Below are 19319 nucleotides of genomic sequence, written 5' to 3'. Positions count from 1 at the left end.
GGTTCATCACAGCGGGAACGTGCCGGACAACTCCAATGTCCCTGCACACATCCACGCTGCCAGCCGGTCCTCGGTGCTTGGACCGCCGTCGAGCGGGCTCTGCAGGCGAGGCCTGCGAACCCAGCACCCCGCTTCCTCCGCAATCAGGGCGCCGGCGGCGAAGTCGTGCTCGTTCAGGCCACGCTCGCCAAAGGCGTCAACGGTGCCGTCCGCCACGAAGCAAAGGTCAAGCGCTGCGGAGCCGAGCCTTCGAATGTCCGCGAAGCTGTCCATGAGCCCCACCAGCCCTTCGGCCTGGCTGGCACGCGTGGCGGGGTCGTAGCTGAATCCTGTGGCCAGGATCAGGCCCTTCCGCCCCGGGACGGGACCGGCCAGCCGTGTGGACTCCCCCGCCACCTCCAGCCACGCGCCGTGGCCGCGGGCCGCCGAGTAGATGCGGCCCAGAGCAGGTGCGTGCACGACGCCGGCCAGCCACACGCCGTCGGCGTCCGCGACGGCCACCGAGGTGGCGTAGTAGGCGATGTTGCGGATGAAGTTGGTGGTGCCATCCAGCGGGTCGATCGACCAGCGGTATCCGGAAGCCTCCTCCGGGCGGGTGGTGCCGTGTTCTTCGCCGGTCACGGTGTCGTTCGGGCGGGCCTCAATGATGGCCCTGCGCACGGCATTCTCCGCGGCGACGTCAAACTCGGTGACCCAGTCTCCGGCCTCGCCCTTGTTGGACATGCCCAGACCATCGCCGCCGCTGCCCGTGACGGAACGTTGGGCGAGCACGGCAGCTCCGGCCGCGGCCGCTGTCTTGGCCGCCGCCAGAAGTTCCAGGACATCGACGGATTGCGGCGTCATTCGGCCTCCTCCTCGGTCTGCACGGTAGCTTCGTCTTCGCCTTCCTGGGTGTCTGGCTCGGCGGGTCCGTTGGCCAGCAGCTCACGGAAGCCGTCCTCGTCCAGCACGGGGACACCCAGCTGTTCCGCCTTGTCCAGCTTGGTTCCGGCGGCCTCGCCGGCCACGAGGTAGCTCGTGTTCTTGGAAACGGAACCTGCGGCTTTGCCACCCCGGATGATGATGGCTTCCTTGGCCTCGTCGCGGCTGAAGTTGGGCAGCGATCCCGTGACCACAATGGTGAGGCCCTCCAGAGTACGTGGAGTGGCGGTGTCCCGTTCGTCCTCCATGCGCACACCGGCGGCGGCCCAGCTCTCCACGATCTCGTTGTGCCAATCCACGGCGAACCACTCCGTAAGGGCGGCCGCGATAGTGGGCCCTACTCCGTCAACGTGGGCGAGCTGTTCTTCGGTGGCATTCCTGATGGCATCCATGCTGCCGAAATTTGTTGCCAGTGCGCGCGACGCGGTGGGGCCAACGTGGCGGATGGACAGCGCCACCAGCACCCGCCACAGCGGCTGCTTCTTCGCCTTCTCCAATTCCGCGAAGAGCTTCTCCGTGGTGGCCGTCGGTTTGGAAGGAGTCTTGGCCGTTGCCTTGGTGTAGAAGTACGGCACCAACTCGTACTGGCCTGTGGCCACGCCTTTGGACTTCTTTTCCCGGCGGATCAGCACGCTGGCCAGGTCTTCCCGGGTCAGGCTGAACAGGGCAGCCTCGCTGGTGAGCGGCGGGATTTCCGGCTCGGCGGGCTGGGTCAGGGCGATCGCGGCTTCCCACCCCAGCGCTTCGATGTCGAAGGCGCCGCGACTGGCTACGTGGAACACGCGCTCACGCAACTGGGACGGGCAGGACTTTCCGTTGGGGCAACGGATATCCACGTCGCCTTCCTTCGAGGGCGCCAACGGTGTTCCGCAGGAGGGGCATTCAGTGGGCATCACGAACTCGCGGACTGGCGGATCCTGCTTGTCGCGCAGGGCCAGGACCGGACCGACGATCTCGGGGATCACATCGCCGGCCTTGCGGAGGATCACGATGTCGCCGATCATGACGCCCTTGGCCTTCACGACGTCCTGGTTGTGCAACGTGGCCATGCCGACAGTGGAGCCTGCAACCTTGACCGGCTCCATGAGCCCGAACGGCGTCACGCGGCCCGTCCGGCCAACGTTCACCATGATGTCCAGGAGCTTGGTGTGCACTTCCTCCGGCGGGTACTTGTAGGCCGCTGCCCACCTGGGCACGCGGGACGTGTAGCCAAGGGCACGCTGCGTAGCGAAATCGTCGATCTTGACCACGATGCCATCGATCTCGTGAAGAAGGCTGTGGCGCTTCTCACCGTAGTCCGCAATGAACTCCAGCACGCCTTCATAAGTGTCCAGGACTTTTGAGTAGGGGCTCACGGGCAGTCCCCATTCGCCCAGCAGCCTGTACGTCTCCGATTGGCTGGTGGCATCCAACCCTTCCCGGGCACCGATGCCGTGGACGAACATGCTCAGTGGGCGCTTGGCCGTTTCAGCCGGATCCTTTTGCCGGAGGGAACCGGCGGCGGCGTTGCGGGGGTTGGCCAGAGGGGCCTTGCCGGCTGCGACCAGGGCCTCGTTGAATTCGACGAAGGCCTTGGAGGGAATGAACACCTCACCGCGGATCTCCACCTCGGACGGATAGCCCGAACCGCTCAGCTGCCGCGGGATCTCCTTGATGGTGAGCACGTTGTGGGTGATGTCCTCACCCGTGGTTCCGTCCCCGCGCGTGGCAGCGCGGACCAGCTTGCCGTCGCGGTAGAGGAGGTTGACGGCGAGGCCGTCGATCTTCAGCTCGGTCAGCCATGCAATGGGCGGAACCCGGTCGCCCAATTTGGCCACCGACGCCTCGGCCTTGCGGACCCAGGCCTCCAACTCGTCGAGGGAGAACACGTCGTCGAGGCTGTACATGCGCTGCAAGTGCTCCACCGCGGCGAACGCGGCGGATACTTCGCCGCCGACTTCCTGGGTGGGTGAATCGTTGGAAACCAACTCCGGGTGGAGCGCTTCCATTTCCTCCAGGCGCCGGTACAGGACGTCGTACTCGGCGTCCGAAACCGTCGGTGCGTCTTCCTGGTAATAGGCATAGCGGTATTTCCGGACCAGGTCCGCCAATTCCTGGTATTCGTCCCGGAGATTCTCCGACGGCGGCGCCACCTCCTCAGCGACGATGGCCGCGGCGGCCCTGGAGGTGGTTTCGACCCGATCTGGATTCTCTGGAGTGCTCACAGGGTCTATCTTGCCAAAAGGCAGTGACAATATGTGCCCGCGGTCAGTGCGAGGACAGGCGGTTCTTGCTCCACAGGGCAAAGGCCAGGCCGCCCAGGCCCACCAGCAGCACACCGCCGAGGATCCCGAACAGGCCCATCAGGTTCGGCCCGTTGTAGCTTGCGTTGGCCAGCACGGCAGCCTGCGTTTCCTTGCCCTTGTCGATGGGCGTGTCCCAGTTGGAGGACGTCGACGGGCTGGGGCTCGCGGAAGGGGTTGCCGAAGCGGTAGCCGGGGCTGCCGCCGTCGTGCTCGCTTCAGGAGCGGCCGACGGCGGTTGGGTCGCCTCGGGCTCAACCGTTGCCGGTGCTTGGACTACCGCAGGTTGAGGTGCCTGCACCGCGGGTGCCGGCGCCGCTGGAGCAGGAGCAGGCTGTTGAGTCTCACGGACACGCGTGGGCGCAGGCCGGGGCGTGGGCTTCGTCTTGCCCGTCTCCGGCGCCAAGCCCGGCTGGGTTGGCGTCGGTTCCGTGGGCGCGGCCAAGGACGGACACGAACCGGCAGTCGCCGGAACGCACGGCGCCGCGTGGGCGGCCGTTTGCGGCAGCACCCACGCACCTGCGGCGAGCAGGATACCCGCCAGGACGGCAGGTACCCGGCGTCGCAGGCCGGAGGGCATCACGGTATGGAGAACGGTGCGTTGCATGGAGCATGACCTCGCTTGGGCGTTGGGGCGCTTGAGGCGATCCGGAAAGGCGAATGTTTTCGGCATCTTCCTACACGAGGCCGTGCAGATGCAAATCCTAGCCGCGGTTCTCCGGGGGCATGGCCACTTGCAGCTTCCGTACCTTGCCTCGTCCCACGATGTAGCCGCGGCCCGGAATGAAGTCCTTGCCGAGGCGCCCAAGGGAGGTGTTGAGGAGGCTGTCGCCTTCCACGTCGCCCGGGTTGAGCAGCAGTCCTCGCCGGCCCGATTTGAAGGGTTGGGCCAGCGACCATGCCTGCGACCACGTAGAGGTTTCGGACTCGCCCACAACCCACTGGTCGGCCTTGATGGCCGCAGTGACAAGACGTCCCACCCCGGACTCGGCCAGCGTGTCCGTGAACTCGGTCAGGCCTTCGATGAAGATCGCCATGGTGCCGGGGTTGTCCGCGGCCTTGTCCACGAGGTCGTCCACCACGTCCGAGACTTCATCGGGACCCACCAGGGACCGGCTCCAGATGTTCAGGGACGCCACGGCCGAGCGGCGCGAACCGATGTAGATCAAGTCCGTGCGCGGGTTCGAGCGCCGCAAGGCGTAGGCCAGCGTGACCAGGGCGACGGTGCGTCCGGAGCCCGGAGGACCGGCCAACAACAACGGGCCCTTGGCGGCGATGGCAGCAGAGCCGAGGGTCTCGTCGTCGACGCCGATCACCGGGTTGTCGGCAGAGCCCACCGGGAGGATGTCCAGGTCCACGAGTTCGGGCAGGCGCTGGATCTGCGGCGCATGGTCCAGGCCCTGGCGGACCATGGCCTGGCTGAGCTTGGATACCTCGCGGGCCTGGAGGGCCAGGTTGGAGTTTCCGCCCAGGACGGCGAGCTGCACTTCCAGGCCGTCCAAAAGACCGCGCCCGGGAGGCGAAGCCGCGTTGAGGACGTCCTTGGGAACATCGAGGGTCATGTAGTCGTCTTCGGAGCTCAGCCTCAGGACCAGCCGCTTCTGGATGGAGGCAAGGAGCGACGCCGGAACGGAGTTGGGGCGGTCACCGGCAACAACCAGGTGGATGCCCAAAGGACGGCCGTCGGTGGCCAATTGGAGGAAGATGTCCCACAGTGCGGACAGGTTGCTGTACTCGTAGCCCTCCCGGAAGGAGGACATGCCGTCCACGAGAATGAAGAGCCGCTTCTCGTCGGGTCGGTTGGCCAACTCCCGGTACTCCACGATGGTGGAGGCGCGGACCTCGGCAAAGCGGGTGGCCCGGTCATCGGCGATGTCCTTGAGCCAGCGGAGGAGGCGGCCCACCCGTTCCACGTCGTCGCCGTTGATGATTTCGCCCACGTGCGGCAGGCCATCCAGCATCTTCAGGCCGGAAGAGCCGCAGTCGATCCCGTACACATGGACGGGACCGCCGCGGGGAGTCACGGCAGCGGCGATCGCGATGCCCCGCAGCGCGGCCGACTTGCCGGCGCCACCGGTCCCGTAGACCGCCATATTGCCGTCGCGGTCCGGTTCGTAGAACACCGTGGGTTGGTCCTGGTGGGCAGGATCGTCGGCGACGCCCAACAACAGCCGCTCGTCCGTACGGGGATTGGGCAGCTTGGAGAAGTCGTAGGTGGTGGCGAGTTCGTTGAGCCACGGCTTGCGGGGCGGCTCGATCTCCAGCACGTCCGCGGCCCTGATGATGTTGGCCGTCATCCGGGCAATGTCGTTGGGACCGGCCGGATCTTCCACGATGTCCGTGGCTGGCGGCGGTTCCCACGACGGTCCTGAGCCAAAGGCCATTTCCACGATGTCGATGCGCGGCCGCTGCGGTTTGTCCGTGGTCCAGCCGCCGGCGTAGCCGGTCTGGAAACCCTGGATCCGCCCCGGCCCGGTCTTGGCAGCGCCACGGCCGGGAATGGAGGGATCGAAGTAGGCTGCGGTGGGAACTCCCAGGATGTCCACGGCGTCCACTTCATCGGCCATGCGGAGTGCCACGCGAAGGTTGGTGTTGGCCCGGAGGTTGTCCTTGATGACGCCGGCAGGACGCTGGGTGGCCAGGATCAGGTGCAGGCCAAGGGAACGGCCACGGGCGGCGACGTCCACCACGCCGTCCACGAACTCCGGAACTTCGGTGGCCAGGGCCGCGAATTCGTCCACGATGATGATCAAGTACGGAGGTGCCTCCGGGTCCGCTTCGCGCTGCAGGGCAAGGAGGTCCTTGGCCTTCTTCCGATTCAACAGGCGTTCGCGGTAGTGCAGTTCGGCGCGGAGCGAGGTCAGCGCCCGGCGTACCAGGTGCGGCGAAAGGTCGGTCACCAGGCCAACCGTGTGGGGCAGGTGCAGGCAGTCCGCGAAGGCAGCGCCACCTTTGTAGTCGACGAACAGGAAACTGACCCTGTCCGGGCTGTACGCGGCGGCCATGCCCATCACCCAGGACTGCAGGAATTCGGACTTGCCGGCACCGGTGGTTCCACCAACCAGCGCGTGGGGGCCTTCGTTCTTGAGGTCGAGGTAGAACGGCTCCACACCCTTGGAGCCCACCAGGGCACGCAGGCTGCCGTTGTCCTTGCGGTTGGGCACGGCACTGGCGTGCACGGAGTTGTTCTCCCGCCACCGTTCGGCCACCGACTGCGGGTTGTCCATGAATTCCTTGCCGATCAGCGCAGCGTAGGACACCGCGCGGGGCAGGTCGGAATCGTCCTCGAGCGGATTGCCGACGTCCACCAAGGGCGACATCATCCGGGCGAGCTGGGTGGCCAGTCCGGCGTCGAGGCTTTCACAGCTCACGGGGTAGGTGTGGCGGCCCAGCCGGACCTGTCCCGTGGTGGTGCCGTGGTCGCCGTCCACGGACAGGAAATCGCGGCAGGCGGCCGGCAGGGACTGCACGTTGGCTGCCACCCACATGACGTGGACCCCGTAATCCGGGCCGCGTTCCACGAGCCGGGTGAGGCGTCCGCGGTCCACGGGGGCGTCGTCTTCCACTACCACCAGCACGGCTGGGACTACCGGCCCCTGAGTGTCCTCGTGCTCGTCCTTGAGCCCTGGCCTCGGCTGCTGCCCGGGTTCCTTGGCCTGTGCTTCGCGCTGTTCCACGAGGTCTTCGAGGCGGGACAGCAGCGTGGACCCGGCCGCCGGGCCGGCGGCGAGGTGGTCGCCGGACAGCGGGCTGTGGCCGGAACCGACATGCGGCAGCCACTGCAGCCAGTCCCAGCGCTCACGTGAGCGCGGGGACGTCAACGCCGTGACAACCAGTTCCGCCGGCGAATGGAGGCCCACCAACTGGAGCACCATGCCCCGGGCCACGTCGTCCACCACACTGCGGTCGCCCGCCACGCCAAAGGATCCCGAGGTCCGCAGTTGGGACACGATGGGCACGCCTTCGATGACACGGACTTGCTGCAGGCACTCCTGGATTTCCCGCATGTACCTGGGTTCGGTCTCGTTGGCACCGGGCTCGTCGAACTGGATGCGGGACGGCGCGGACCCCAGGCCGAACCGCACGCCCAGGAAGTGCTGGTGTTCAGGCCGGTTGGTCCAGAGCAGCGGTCCCAGCTTGTAGATCGCATCCACGGTGTCGCTGACGGAGGGCGCCTCCTGCAGCCGGACGGCGCGCTCGATGTTCTGCTGCCGGTCGATGTCCTCGCGGAAGGCCAGCATGGCGGCCTTGAACTGCTTGTGGCCTTCCTTGGCCTGCTTCTTGCCCTGCATCTTGTGGTCCACGTAATGGCCCACGACGAACAGCGGCATCATGGCCATGAAAATCACCGAGAGCAGGTTCTGCGTCAAGGCAAACAGGACACCACCCATCAGGAGCGGGGTGATGAGCATGATGTACGGGAACGGCTGGTGCTCGGGGCGCTTGGGGCCCGCGGGCGGAACGCGCTTGGGAGATTCGAACCTCGGCACCACGCGCGGCGAGCGGTTGAAATCCACCAGCGGCGACGTCGGCCCGCCCGAGTGGTTGCGGGAGAGCGAAACCACACCCACGGTGGTGTCGCCCAGGGTGACGGTATCCGAGGATTCCAGCGTTGCCCGGGTGACGGGCAGGCCATCCATGAGGAGGCCATTGGCCGAGTTGGTATCAACGATTTCCACCGTTTCGCCCACGGTGATCCGCGCGTGGCGCTTGGACGTCAACGGGTCGCTCAGCCGGATGTCGGCGTCCCGGTCCCGGCCGATGTAGCTGGTGCCGAACGGCAGCGAAAATTCGCGTCCGACGTCGGGCCCTGCCATGACGCGCAAGGTGGCCGCAGCGGGTCCGCGGTCCGGGCCGTGCCCGTTCGAGGCGAATTGTTCGCTCACTTGGGCAAGCGACACACGCGAGCCGGGCCGCAGTCCGGACTCCAGCAGGTTATCGCCAGGCTTGAGGATCTGGCCGGAGAGCCCCCCGCCCACGAACGCTTCGTCCACGCTGATGGACAGGTTCGACGGCGGTTCGGTCCCCTTCCGTGCGGGGTCCGCTGCCCAGAGTTCTGTGGCAATATCGGCCACCGTGGCGCGGCCGTCCACCGTGACGGCGAGGTCCTTGGCTTCCGCGGGGTCTCGCCGCAAGGTCAGGCGGAACTTCATCCTTCGTCGACTCCAGTCTCGGTTTCCAGGAGGTACAGGTCTGCGGCGGTCACCAGGTGGGAGGTCACAGCGTGCTCCACCAAGCGGGCGCGGCGGTTGGTGGCGAGTTTGCCCGCTCCCCCACGCAGGCCCACGACGCCCACGCGGTCCAGCTTGTCGCACACGTTGTCCAGCTTCCGGTTGAACCGGGTCAAGGCCCAGCCAAGCCGCTTGGCAGCCTCGGCCGAGGACGGGATGGCACTGAACCCGGTTCCTTCTCGGCGGAGCATGGGCTCGGCCAGGGCAACAATCAGGGCCTTCTGCGAGTCCGTGAACACCACGGGACCAATGGTGGTGTCGCCGGCTTGGTCCTCGTCCCGGGCTTCGTGCCGGAACGAGGGCGTCTTCAAATGCACGGCGAATTCGTAGGTGGTGGGTCCGGCCGTGAAAATGACGTTGGTGTGGCTGAAAACCAGCGGAATCCGGGCACCGGGTGCAAGCCAGGCCTGCATGCCGCCGGAGCCGTCGGCGATGGTGGCGGACAGCATGCTGCCCACGTTGCTGAGCCACCAGATGCCGTCATACCGGGCAATCTGCAGGAAACGCCGGTGCAGGTAAGGGTTATCGTCGACTTCGAGGTCGCCTTCGCGGCCAATGTCAAAGACGTCCTCATCAGACGGTTCGTACCATTCCCCACAGAAATCTATTGCTAGATCCCCCATGATCTGTGCCTCCTCGCTGGGCAGTGTGTGTCTTTCATGGCCTGTTATTTCTCCAGGCACGCAATGGAGTCAGGACCACCGGGCGAAGCGGAACCGTCGGAGCGGACAATGATGACCTGGACGCAGATGGGCAACTCACTGAAGCCCGAGACAAAAGCCTTCTCGATGCCCGTGGTTTGGTACGCACCATCTGCCTTGGCCGATTTGGTCCGCCATTTATAGGAGTCGTCCTTCCCTGGCTGGGGGTTTTTCCAGGAGAAGACCACAATGTTCGGATCCTTGGTGTCCCGTGCCGCGCTGAGTCCCGCGACGTCAGGAACGTTCCCGTCTCCCAAAGGATCCGCCGGTGGCTTGCTCGCCGATTCCGTCGGTGCCACCTTGGGCTGCGCCGAACCGCCCAGCACCACGCCAACCACGACGGCGACAACCAGGACCGCGCCGCCGGTGACGGCAAGCCAAAGGTTACGTTTGCCGTGGTCGGCTTGCGACGCCTCTTCCGCCGCAGGCGCGGCGCCGGGCGCCGAACGGTTGACGGTTGCATCGAGGTTGTCCGACGCCGGTTGCCAGCCCCGAAGGACAGTGGATTCCGCAGTCTCCGGTTCCGCCTCGGCAGGCCGGATGGATCTGGCATCCGGCATCTGGAACTGCGGCGGGTACGTCTGGGACGGCGGCAGCTGCGGAGCGTTGGCCGGCCGCGGCTGGGCTGGCTGCTGCTGGGCTGGCCCAGGACGCGTGGTCTGCGGACTGGATCCGGGCATCGTGGAAGGGAACGTCCGGGCCGGGAACGTGGGAGCCGAGCCGGTGGTTGCGGTTCCCGAGGCATCGGGATCGATCGACGCGATGCTCCGGACCCGGGTCTCCTCCACATTGTCATCCGGATGCTGCTCATCACCGTGCCCAGGTTCGGCGAGGACCTCGAACGGCGTGACCGAGAGGTTCAGTTCAGCCTGGATGCGCTGCAGGGCCAGCGCGAAGGCATGGGCCGAGGAGTAGCGCGAGTCCGGAGACTTGGCCATGGCCGTGGCAAGGACCAGCTCCAGCGATTCGGGCACATCGGCCCGACCCAGCCGCGGCACGGGCGAGTTGGTGATCCGTGAAATCAGCTCGCGCTGCGAGTTGTCCTGGCCCGGAAGGACGAACGGGGAACGGCCTGCCAAGAGGGTGTAGAGCGTGGCGCCCAAAGCCCAGATGTCCACGGGAACACCATCCACGGCACCGCCGCGGAACTGTTCGGGGGGCGACCACGGGATGGACATACCGGCGTCGTCATCACTGTCCGTACCGATGGTTCCCGAAATGCCAAAGTCCGTCAGGGCGGGCCGGTTGTAGTCCGTGACCAGGATGTTGGCTGGCTTGATGTCACGGTGGACAATGCCGGCCCGGTGGGCGGTCTCGACGGCGGAAGCCACCTGGATGCCGACGGCCAGGACCTCGTCCACGCTGAACCGTTGGCGACGGTACCGGACATCCAGGCTCGGCCGGGAGCAGTACTCCATGGCGAGGTACGAGTGCCCGTTCTCGGTGATCTCCGCTTCGAAGATGGTCACGATGTACGGGTGCGAGGACAGTTGCGCCATCAGGTTCGCCTCGGACTCGAAGCGGCGGCGCGCGCCCTCGGTCTTCAGGTCGGAAAGCAGCACTTTGACGGCAACTTTACGGCGCGGCCTGTCCTGCTCATACAGGAAGACGTCGGAGAAACCACCGGAGCCGAGCAGGCTGATGTACTTGAACCCCGGGATGGGGGGAGGCGGCGCGGGGGGCCTCTTGGAACTCAAAGAATCTCCTCGAAACGCAATGAAATGTTGTCACCCAGTTCGGCGATGTCGCCGTCCAGCAGGATGGCCATCTCGTTTTGGGCAAGGCGGCGCGGGGCCTGGCCTTCCCTGATCAGGACGGTGCCGTTGGTGGCCTTAAGGTCGCAGAGCATGACGTGCCAGCCTTCCAGCCGCACCTCGACGTGGGAGCGTGAAATATCCCCGCCAGGGCTCTCAACTTGGACGAGCCGCGGCATGGTGCCGCCCTGCACCCGGGAGACCGAGGGCTGGCGGCCGATGATGAGCGACTGGTCAAGGTCAATCAGCTCGCCGGTGGACAACCGCATCCTGCCCAGCCGAGGCCGGGGAACCTGCACCGCGTCGCCGGACAAGGCCACGCCGCACGCCGCACACTGCGGGTAGGTAGGTGGATTGGCATGGCCTTGGGAGCACACGCGTGCCAGAACGCTCGGACCGTTGCCCGCGGGCGCGCTGGCTTGGTCCGGAGCAGATGCCGCTGTGGGAAGGTCGTCTGCCACGCTGCTCTTCATGATCGTTTGGCCGTCATGGTCAGGATCGTGCTCCGGCATGGACTGGGCCGGCGGCGCTGGCGAAGCGGGGACGGCCGGCGGCGGACCCGCAAGGCCGGGTGCTTCGGGCCCACCCTGCGGCGCCGACGCTCCGGTGCTGCTGCGCAGCCACGGAACGGAGTCGATCAAAGCGGGCATGCCGAGGGGGGCGGCCGCCGGTTCCGCAGGAGCGGCGGCAGGCCCAGCTGGAGCGGCAGGCGAAGGCACGACGCCGGAGCCCCCGTTCGCTGCCGGCTCCCCCGCTGCCTGCTCCCCCACTGTAGGGGCCGGCTCAGCGAGATCCGTGGTCTTGGGTGCCGGGGGCGCGGGGACATCGTGCTCATCGGAATCGTCCGCGATCCGTACGGCAGCATCCTCGATGTTCCGCATCACCGTCTTGTCCCACAAATGGTCATAGTTGGTGGTGGTTTCCAACGTGGGAAGCAGCGGATCCGTGGTGCTGGTGTGCACGGGAACTCCGGTTGAATCCTCAGAGACGTCCGGCTCGGCGCCGGAATCAGCAGGCTTGTCTGGTCCGGACTGATTGGAGTCCGGAAGTTCGGGGCCACCGGGCTGATCGGAGTCATCCGAAAGTTCGGGGCCACCGGGCTGATAAGAGCCGCCCGCCTGATCCGAGCCTGCCACCTCACCCGGGCCACTTCCCTGTTCCAGCCCTTCAACCACTGCCGAGGGCGTATCCGCCGCGCCACCCGAGGCTACTTCCGGTTCGTGTGTGGGCTCGCCGGATCCGTCTTCTGCCGAAGTCTCACTGGCAGGCCCGCCGTAGGCGGATCCTTCACGACGTCCAGCGCTGTCGCCACGTGCGGCGGGGCTCTCCTCGTCCACCGCGTCTTCTTCACCCTGCCCAAAGGCCAGCGCGTGCGGCGCAATGGTCAACCCAAGATCGGCGTCGGGGTAGCCGAGAACCGTCTCATCGGACACCGGCGCCGGAGAATCCGGTGCCTCGGAGCCAGGCTGATTCGGAATCCCGGCCGCCGCTTCAGCCGCGTCGGCCTCGCCCGGGACCCCCACCGCTGTGGCCGCGACTCCCTCGGCCGGCTGTACCGGCGTCTCGAGGGCTGCCCCGTCCGTGAGCACAACATCCACGCCGGACAAGCGCACCACACCTTCAAGTAAAGGCAGGTTTGAGCCGTCCAACAGCGGCGGGCTGCCACCCGCCGTCGTGCTTGAAACGATCCGCAGGCTGTAGGCGTCAGCGGAGCTGAACCGCCGCTCCGTCCACGTGGTGACGTCCCTGCCGCTGACCTGCTCGCCGCCGGAGCCGGACGGCATCCCGGTGGACTGGACCGTAAGTTCAAGGTCGCCGCGGAGGAACACCCGCAAACCGTCCTTGGCGTCGATGATTCCGAACGGCGGAATCCGGCTCAGGGAGACACCAAAGGCATCGGTGACTTCGTGGAGGACTTCGTGGGCTTCCGGCGCGGACGCCAAGACACTCCACACCGCTTCGATCAGCGATGCAGGGGTGTCCGGCCCCAGCAGGACCACGGTTCCCTGGCGCACCACGCCGAACCAGTCACCCTGGCCGTAGCGGGCAACCATCGGCCTGTTACTGCTTGGCATCTGCACCGGCCTCGGTCTCCGGGCCGGCGTCAACGGCATCGGTGCCGTGCTCTTCCGTACCGTTCACCCAAGCGCGTGGGAGGGTGTCTTCCTCCACCTCGGATTCCACCTCCGGTCGCGGAGCGGTGGTGGCGATGCCGGCGTCGTTCAGCACGTTCTTGGCGTCAACCACGATCACCGTGACGTTGTCCCGGCCGCCGCTGCGGAGCGCTGCCTGGATCAAGGCATCCACGGCATCCTGGGGGTGCGCCACAGTGCTGAGGACACGGAACATGTGGTCATCGCCGAGCTCTCCGTTGAGCCCGTCGGAGCAGACCATCACACGGTCACCCTCCTGGATGGGCAAGAGCCAGAAGTCCGCCTCGGTCTCGTCGCCGGTACCCAAGGCGCGGGTAACGACGTGGCGGCGCGGGTGGATCGAGGCCTGTTCCGGGGTGATGTCTCCGGAATCCACCAGTTCCTGGACCTCCGAGTGGTCAACGCTGACCTGCGAGAAGCCGCCTTGGCTGAGCAGGTAGGTCCTGGAGTCGCCAATGTTCATGACCAGCCAGTAGGGCACGCCCATCTGCTCCACCACCACCACGCCGGACAACGTGGTCCCGGCCCGGCCACCGGTCGCGTTGCGGATGGCCGCATCTGCCTTGAGCAGGCACGCCTGGAGTTCCCCGGCCGTCGCCGAACGGGTGCCGGTAGCCAGTTCCGGAGCGCTGCCCAGGGTGCGGACGCACATGCCGCTGGCGATCTCCCCGGCCTCGTGGCCGCCCATGCCATCCGCCACTGCGAAGACGGGATCGGAGGCGATGAACGAATCCTCGTTCAATTCGCGCCGCAGGCCGCGGTCCGTCCCGTAGCCGTAGCTCAGCTGGAAACTGGGGCCACTGGGGGCGGCAAGGGCGTCGGCATCCGGGCTCGCCGGCTGTGAGTTCATGCTTGTCCTAGGTGGAAGGAACGGTCCCCGAAGTGAACGGTGGAACCGGGTCGAACAAAAACGGCCTCGCCCGGATGCAACCGGGTCTGGATGCCGTCAGGCGTGGTGACCGCGCTGCCGTTGGTGGAGTTGCGGTCGGTCACCCAGACGCCGTCGCCGTCCACCCGCAAATGCAGATGGGTCTTGGAGATCGACCGGCCGGGATCGGAAACCGGGAGCAGCTGTTGGGTGGCTTCTCCTGGCTGGGGTGCGGGGTTTCGGCCGACGAGCACCGTGCCCCCGAGCTGGACATCCTGCCCGTCGTCCACGCGGATCCGCAATACTGCCTCCACGCGTGCGGCACCCGGCCGCATCTGGGTCCGGTCCAGGTCATCATCGGGGTGCACAGCCGCGGGGCTTGCGGCATGTGGAGGTACGACGGCGGGGCTTGCGTTCCCGGGCCGCGGAGCCACCGGGGGCCGCCACTGGTTGGGGTCGTGGGAAGGCTGGACGTGGGGCGCCGTGGCAGGCACCGCGGCCGCCTTTGCTCCAGGTGCCTGGGATGCCGCAGCCGAACCGGGAACCGGCGAAGCCACGGGCTGCACGGGCGGCAGGTCCACGGGAGCGAAGCTGTAAGGTCCCTGGATTCCGCCCGTCGCCACGGGGTTTCGGCCGGCGTGGACATCGAACACCAGCGACTTGGCTGCCTTGTCATGCCAGCCCCGGAGCTTGCCGTTGCTGTCCCAGGCGTTGGAGACCACCACCAGGATGGCCCACACCACGCCAAGGCCCATCAACGGGAGGCCAATGAACAACATCAGCCCAATAAGTCCCAGACCGGAGAACACGCCGGCCGCTATGCTGCCGAGCAGCAACACTCCCCCGGTGATGATGCCACGGACAAAGACGGCACCCGCTCCGGGCGCATAGCCGTCAGCATCCGAACTGCGGATGCCCATCACCTGGTTGCCGATGGTGTTGCCGGACTTGGCTTCCAAGGCCAACAGCACCATCATGTAGACCACAGTGAAGCCCAAGCCGATGCTGCCCAACAGGACCAGCAGCCCGGTGTCGTAGACAATGAAGCCGTTCCGGCGGGTCTGGGTGATGCCGGCGATGCCGATGGCGAAGGTAGTGGCAAGCACAGCGACAGGAGCCAGCCAGTCCAAAACGGCCGCACCCAAGCGTTTACCGGCAGACGCCGGCGCGAGTTCAAGCTTCGTCGTCAAAGTGGTCCCTCCCCCTGGATTCGACGTTGCGCCGGCACCGGCTCCGGTCTGTACCGGGAACGGTTGAACGGATCCGGCTGGCGCGGACACTACCGAGATACTACCGGCACCGGGCGTGACCTGCCGGGTCAAGGGATCCTGTGCAGCCGCCTGGGCGTGGTTGACGTTCCGGTCCCTGCGGGCTCCACGGTTGTTCAGCGGGGAGCCGCAGAAGGTACAGAACGATGCCCCCGGACGCACCGTGTGGCGGCAAGCCGGGCATGCTTCGGCCTCACTGCCCACCCTTGCCGCCCTTCGTGAACAACCACCCGAGCCTGCCGCGGAGACCCTTGGCTGCGGGGTCCTTCGGAGCCCGCCCCTCCAGGTCCCTGCGCCGGAGGGCAGCCCGGCCGTCCGAGAGAAGGGAGCGGGGCGAGAAACGGGCCTGCTGCCTCTTCCAGAAGCCCACGCTTCCCGTGATGCCGTCCAGTGACGAATCCACGATCTCCCAGTACTCCTTAACCTCGGCTTCGCTGGGTTGGCCGGCGCCGAAGACAGCAGCATCGGCCCGGTGCGCCAACAACGTGGTGGTGGTTCCGGTGACCGGGAAGGCCTCCGCGATCACCGAAGCCGACTCGCGCCGGGTGGACTGGCCGGCGATCGAGGCACCCATGTCCGTAGCCAGGCTCAAGACTTCGTTCCAGCCTCCGCCCACGCGCTGGGCGGCGTGACCGTCCCGGAACCGGGCCTTCCGGCGTCGTGCCTTCAACAGGAGAATCAGCAACAGCGGCAAGGCGAGGATCCCGATCGGGATCAACGCAACACCGATCGCAGCCAACAGGGGACCCCAGAAAAGCCAGGGGTTGTTCTTCTTCTCGTCAGCATCAAGCGCGTCCGGTGTGGAGTCCGGCGGCAGGTCCGCGGGCTCCTGCGGCGGGGGCGGCGGCTGGAGCACCTGCGGCTTGGGCTTGGACTTGGTCTCGGGATCCGGCGGAATGGGGACGTTGTCCTTGGGCGGGGTGGGATCGAAGGCCACCCAGCCAACACGGTCGAAGGCGACCTCCACCCAGGCGTGCACGTCCTTGCCGGTGATGTTGATATCGCCGGCGCCGTTCTCCGGGCTCTTGGGGTCAGGATAGAAGCCCATCACCACGCGCGAAGGGATACCCAGGTGGCGCAGCATCAAGGACATGGCCACCGAGTACTGCTCGTCGTCGCCGAGCATCTGCTTGGCAGACAACAGGTTGCGTACGCGCGCAGCGCTGTGCCCGGGCAGGCTGGGCAGCTGTCCGTCGGCAACGAGTCCGTTGCTGAAGGCGCCGCTCTTCTGGAAGTGCGCTTCGATCTGCCGGACACGGTCGATCGCCGTTGGTGCGTCGGCGGAGAGTTCGTTGGCTTGGGAGGCCACGATCGGCGGGACTTCCTGCGCGTCGGGCAGCGTGATCTTGGCAAAGTCGTACTGGGTGAGCTGCCCGTGCTCCAGCATCCCGGGATCCGAAACCTGGACGGTGTACTCATCGCCCTTGGCCAGGCCCTTGGTAGTCACCGCGGTGTCCGTTCCGGCGTTGAAGTACAGCCCGGAAGCTGCCTCCGAATTCTGGAGGAAGCCCAGGCCCGTGGTGTGCCGTCCGCCGGGGACGAAGTAGCCCTGGTAGTCCTCGATGGTGATGTCCAGCGTGTAGTTGGTGCTGGCCACCGGGCTGCCCGTGTCGGCGAGGGTGTTCAGGGAACGGGCATCGCCTACCTTGCTGAAGTTGCCCGAACTGTTGGGGTCCATGGTGTAGTTCAAGCCGTTGAAGGAGTCCAGCGCGGCCAGGCGGACACGGCCATCCTTGGGCAGGCCCTTGACGGAGAAGAGCGTCTCGTCTTTCTGGTCCTTCACGAAGTTGCGGAAGCTGGCCAGCGGTGTGATGTAGTCGCGGGGATCGAACGGCGGAACGATCGTGTTGCGCAGCACCTTCCGGTCATCGCTCGCGGTGACCAACGGCGAGGCCACCGCGGTGATGCCGACGGCGGCGGCGATCACGGCTGCAGCAGTCCCCAGGCGGCGGAGCCTGCCGCGGCGGGCCGTACCGGCGTCGTGATCCGGCCGGTTGGCCGAGACCATCCGGGTGCTGCTCTGGCGCAACACGTCCCGGCGGAAGGTGGCCCACACGATCGAAATGATGGTGAGGGAAACACCGCGCTCGACGTTGAGGAAGCTTGCACTGGTGCTGAAGGCAATGCCGGTGACAAACAGTGCCAGCACGGGCAGGAGCGGCCAGTACGGGCTCTTGAGGCGCCAGGCCAGCAGGCCCGCTGCCAGGGCCGTCAGCAACGAGCTCAGAAACGGAACAATGAGCATGCCGTTCGCGGTGCCCACGGGCACGCCGACAGTCAACATGTCCTTCCACGAGAACACGATGCCCAGCAACAGCGTGCGCAGCGAATCCAGGCTCGGCAGGAATCCCAGCACGGCGGTGTCCGGCACTGCCAGGGCCGAGCCGAACAGCATGTAGGCGCCGAAGGCCATGGCTGTGGTGATCAGCAGGCCCAGCCGAAGGTGCGCGTTCAGCACCGCGATGCCCAGGCCCAGCAGGATGCCGCCCAGTCCGGCCACCAGGTAGCGTGCGTCTCCGCCGAAGCTCAGGCTGAAGCCCAGCACGCCCAGGAACAACAACGCCACGAGGGCACCGCAGTCAACGGCAAAATGCCACACGGGCCGCCCATCGGCGAAGATCGAGGCGCTGCTGTTGGCCGCCCGCCTCCGCGTGCGGGCATCCGGCCTGCCGTCCCGCCGCTGGCGGTTGCGGGTATTCGGCGCGGTGCTCATGCTGCCGCCTTTCGAAGAACTATGGCGAGGTCGTCGAGGTCTCCCACGGTGAGGACTGTCAGGTCCGCGATGTTGGCCCGCGACGGCGCGGCGCCAGGTTGGACGCGAACGGCGAGGCTGCGGACTCCGGGCGGAACAGAGGCAGCCGCCGAACGGAGTTGCGTCGCCGTCACCTGGCTGCCCACCACGAAGAACACCACGGAGGCGTTCGGAACCGTATCGGCCAGGGTCCGGGCGAGGTCGACGGCGGTCTTCCGCATCGGTGCTCCGACGATCCTGGTCATGTCGTCCAGCAGGTTGCGGCCTGTTTCGCAGCGGAGGGGGCCTTTTTGCGTCATGACATCCAGCTCGCGCTGTTCGCGGATGGCCTGGCGCCCGATGGAGCCAGCCACGGAAATGGCCATCTCGAACTCGGCCTCGGAGTCATATTCGTCCAGGTTGATCGAGAGTGAAATGGCCAGGTGCGCCCGGCGGGTCTCCTCGAACTGACGGACCATGAGCTTGTTGGTGCGGGCAGTGGTCTTCCAGTGGATGTGCCTGCGGTCGTCGCCGGGAACGTAGTCGCGCAGGGCGTGGAAGGAAACGTCCGCGCTGGACAGCTCCGTGGTCGGCATGCCTTCAAGGTCGCGGATGAAGCCTGCTGCCGATCCCCCGAGGGGAACCGTGCGCGGGTGCACGAACAAATCCACGGGTTCGGTCCACAACACGCGGCGGCGGAGGAGGTGCAGTGGATCGGCCCGCACGGAGCGCACCGGGCCAACAACAATCACGGCGCGGCGGGCTGTGGGAATAGTGAACAAGTCCTCGTGTACTTGGGCGGGCTTCATGCGCGGCAAGTGGAAGATGGCCGTGTTGGAACCCACGGGAAGTTCCAGCGTGGCCGGCAGCAGCGGGCGCGCGGACACGTTGGACACGGCAATGCTGCCTACGGCATCGTCGCCCACGGCCACGCGGGTGCGTGCAAGGTCCAGCACCACGCCGTAGGCCGAGCGGCCAACAATGAACACGATGGCGAACACGAACAACAGGAATGCCACCATGGCGGCGGACTTGGCTTCCTGCCAGCCCCAGGACTGCCCTGCAATCCACAAGCCGATGGCCGTGGCCAGCACCACCCAACCGAGCACGCTCACCACGGACAGGACGGGCCACACGAAGCGCAGCCAGACCCGGCGCACGGTGGCCCACGCGGGGGCCAGCACCTCCCCCAGCGTCCCTGCGGCTTCGGCCCACACGGCTGCGGGATGGAGTTTGCCGGGCTTCCCTGACCGGGAGCCGCCCGGCCGGGCGCCGGTACCCTTGCCGGAGCCGCCCAGGGAGCGAATCTTGCTGCCAAGCGCCGAAGTTGCGCGCTTGAGCGAATCAGCAGCCCTGTTCAGGGGTGTGCTGGAGGACATGTGTGGACCTTTGTTCGTGCCGGGGTGCGGG

11 protein-coding genes are annotated in these 19319 nt (G+C 66.8%); all 11 read right to left on the bottom strand.

Going from position 1 to position 19319, the window contains the following annotated elements; translation table 11 throughout:
• Positions 1 to 6 precede the first annotated feature (6 nt).
• The 11 genes from ACIPY3_RS05575 to ACIPY3_RS05525 all read right to left on the bottom strand — a co-directional run bounded on the left by ACIPY3_RS05575 (position 7) and on the right by ACIPY3_RS05525 (position 19288).
• Positions 7 to 843 (bottom strand): inositol monophosphatase family protein, encoded by an 837-nt coding sequence (locus tag ACIPY3_RS05575; RefSeq protein WP_400331154.1) that lies wholly within the window; start codon positions 841 to 843, stop codon positions 7 to 9.
• Complete coding sequence (gene ligA, locus ACIPY3_RS05570) at positions 840 to 3125, bottom strand: NAD-dependent DNA ligase LigA (RefSeq protein WP_400331151.1); 2286 nt, start codon at positions 3123 to 3125, stop codon at positions 840 to 842. Before ligA ends, ACIPY3_RS05575 begins: the two co-directional genes overlap by 4 nt.
• A 43-nt stretch (positions 3126 to 3168) precedes the next feature.
• The gene (locus ACIPY3_RS05565; protein ID WP_400331149.1) at positions 3169 to 3810 is read right to left on the bottom strand and encodes a hypothetical protein; all 642 of its coding nucleotides are present in this window, start codon (positions 3808 to 3810) and stop codon (positions 3169 to 3171) included.
• Positions 3811 to 3907: 97 nt separating this feature from the next.
• On the bottom strand, positions 3908 to 8356 hold the full coding sequence (locus ACIPY3_RS05560) for an FtsK/SpoIIIE domain-containing protein (protein WP_400331146.1): 4449 nt from the start codon (positions 8354 to 8356) through the stop codon (positions 3908 to 3910).
• Positions 8353 to 9057, bottom strand: coding sequence for a hypothetical protein (locus ACIPY3_RS05555; protein ID WP_397325788.1), 705 nt, complete (start codon positions 9055 to 9057; stop codon positions 8353 to 8355). The genes ACIPY3_RS05560 and ACIPY3_RS05555 overlap by 4 nt, the downstream gene beginning before the upstream one ends.
• A 44-nt stretch (positions 9058 to 9101) precedes the next feature.
• A complete protein-coding gene (locus ACIPY3_RS05550) occupies positions 9102 to 10832 on the bottom strand; it encodes a protein kinase (RefSeq protein WP_400331143.1) in 1731 nt (576 codons plus the stop codon).
• The gene (locus ACIPY3_RS05545; protein ID WP_400331140.1) at positions 10829 to 12964 is read right to left on the bottom strand and encodes a hypothetical protein; all 2136 of its coding nucleotides are present in this window, start codon (positions 12962 to 12964) and stop codon (positions 10829 to 10831) included. Before ACIPY3_RS05545 ends, ACIPY3_RS05550 begins: the two co-directional genes overlap by 4 nt.
• Entirely contained in the window at positions 12951 to 13892 is a 942-nt protein-coding gene (locus ACIPY3_RS05540; protein WP_400331138.1) for a PP2C family protein-serine/threonine phosphatase, read from the bottom strand. Before ACIPY3_RS05540 ends, ACIPY3_RS05545 begins: the two co-directional genes overlap by 14 nt.
• Positions 13889 to 15382, bottom strand: a complete 1494-nt coding sequence (locus ACIPY3_RS05535) for an RDD family protein (RefSeq protein WP_400331135.1) — start codon at positions 15380 to 15382, stop codon at positions 13889 to 13891. The genes ACIPY3_RS05540 and ACIPY3_RS05535 overlap by 4 nt, the downstream gene beginning before the upstream one ends.
• The gene (locus ACIPY3_RS05530) at positions 15372 to 17891 is read right to left on the bottom strand and encodes a transglutaminase family protein (RefSeq protein ID WP_400331132.1); all 2520 of its coding nucleotides are present in this window, start codon (positions 17889 to 17891) and stop codon (positions 15372 to 15374) included. The genes ACIPY3_RS05535 and ACIPY3_RS05530 overlap by 11 nt, the downstream gene beginning before the upstream one ends.
• Entirely contained in the window at positions 17888 to 19288 is a 1401-nt protein-coding gene (locus ACIPY3_RS05525) for a DUF58 domain-containing protein (protein WP_400331129.1), read from the bottom strand. The genes ACIPY3_RS05530 and ACIPY3_RS05525 overlap by 4 nt, the downstream gene beginning before the upstream one ends.
• Between the last annotated feature and the right edge of the window lie 31 nt (positions 19289 to 19319).

Origin of the sequence: Paenarthrobacter sp. NPDC089714 (assembly GCF_044748905.1) — a bacterium.
Taxonomy (GTDB): domain Bacteria; phylum Actinomycetota; class Actinomycetes; order Actinomycetales; family Micrococcaceae; genus Arthrobacter.
This window is presented reverse-complemented; position numbering and strand designations above follow the sequence as displayed.

Coding starts and splice junctions, on each gene's coding strand:
- ACIPY3_RS05575 (WP_400331154.1), bottom strand. CDS start 843: ATGACGCCGCAATCCGTCGATGTCCTGGAACTTCTGGCGGCGGCCAAG.
- ACIPY3_RS05565 (WP_400331149.1), bottom strand. CDS start 3,810: ATGCAACGCACCGTTCTCCATACCGTGATGCCCTCCGGCCTGCGACGC.
- ACIPY3_RS05560 (WP_400331146.1), bottom strand. CDS start 8,356: ATGAAGTTCCGCCTGACCTTGCGGCGAGACCCCGCGGAAGCCAAGGAC.
- ACIPY3_RS05555 (WP_397325788.1), bottom strand. CDS start 9,057: ATGGGGGATCTAGCAATAGATTTCTGTGGGGAATGGTACGAACCGTCT.
- ACIPY3_RS05545 (WP_400331140.1), bottom strand. CDS start 12,964: ATGCCAAGCAGTAACAGGCCGATGGTTGCCCGCTACGGCCAGGGTGAC.
- ACIPY3_RS05540 (WP_400331138.1), bottom strand. CDS start 13,892: ATGAACTCACAGCCGGCGAGCCCGGATGCCGACGCCCTTGCCGCCCCC.
- ACIPY3_RS05530 (WP_400331132.1), bottom strand. CDS start 17,891: ATGAGCACCGCGCCGAATACCCGCAACCGCCAGCGGCGGGACGGCAGG.
- ACIPY3_RS05525 (WP_400331129.1), bottom strand. CDS start 19,288: ATGTCCTCCAGCACACCCCTGAACAGGGCTGCTGATTCGCTCAAGCGC.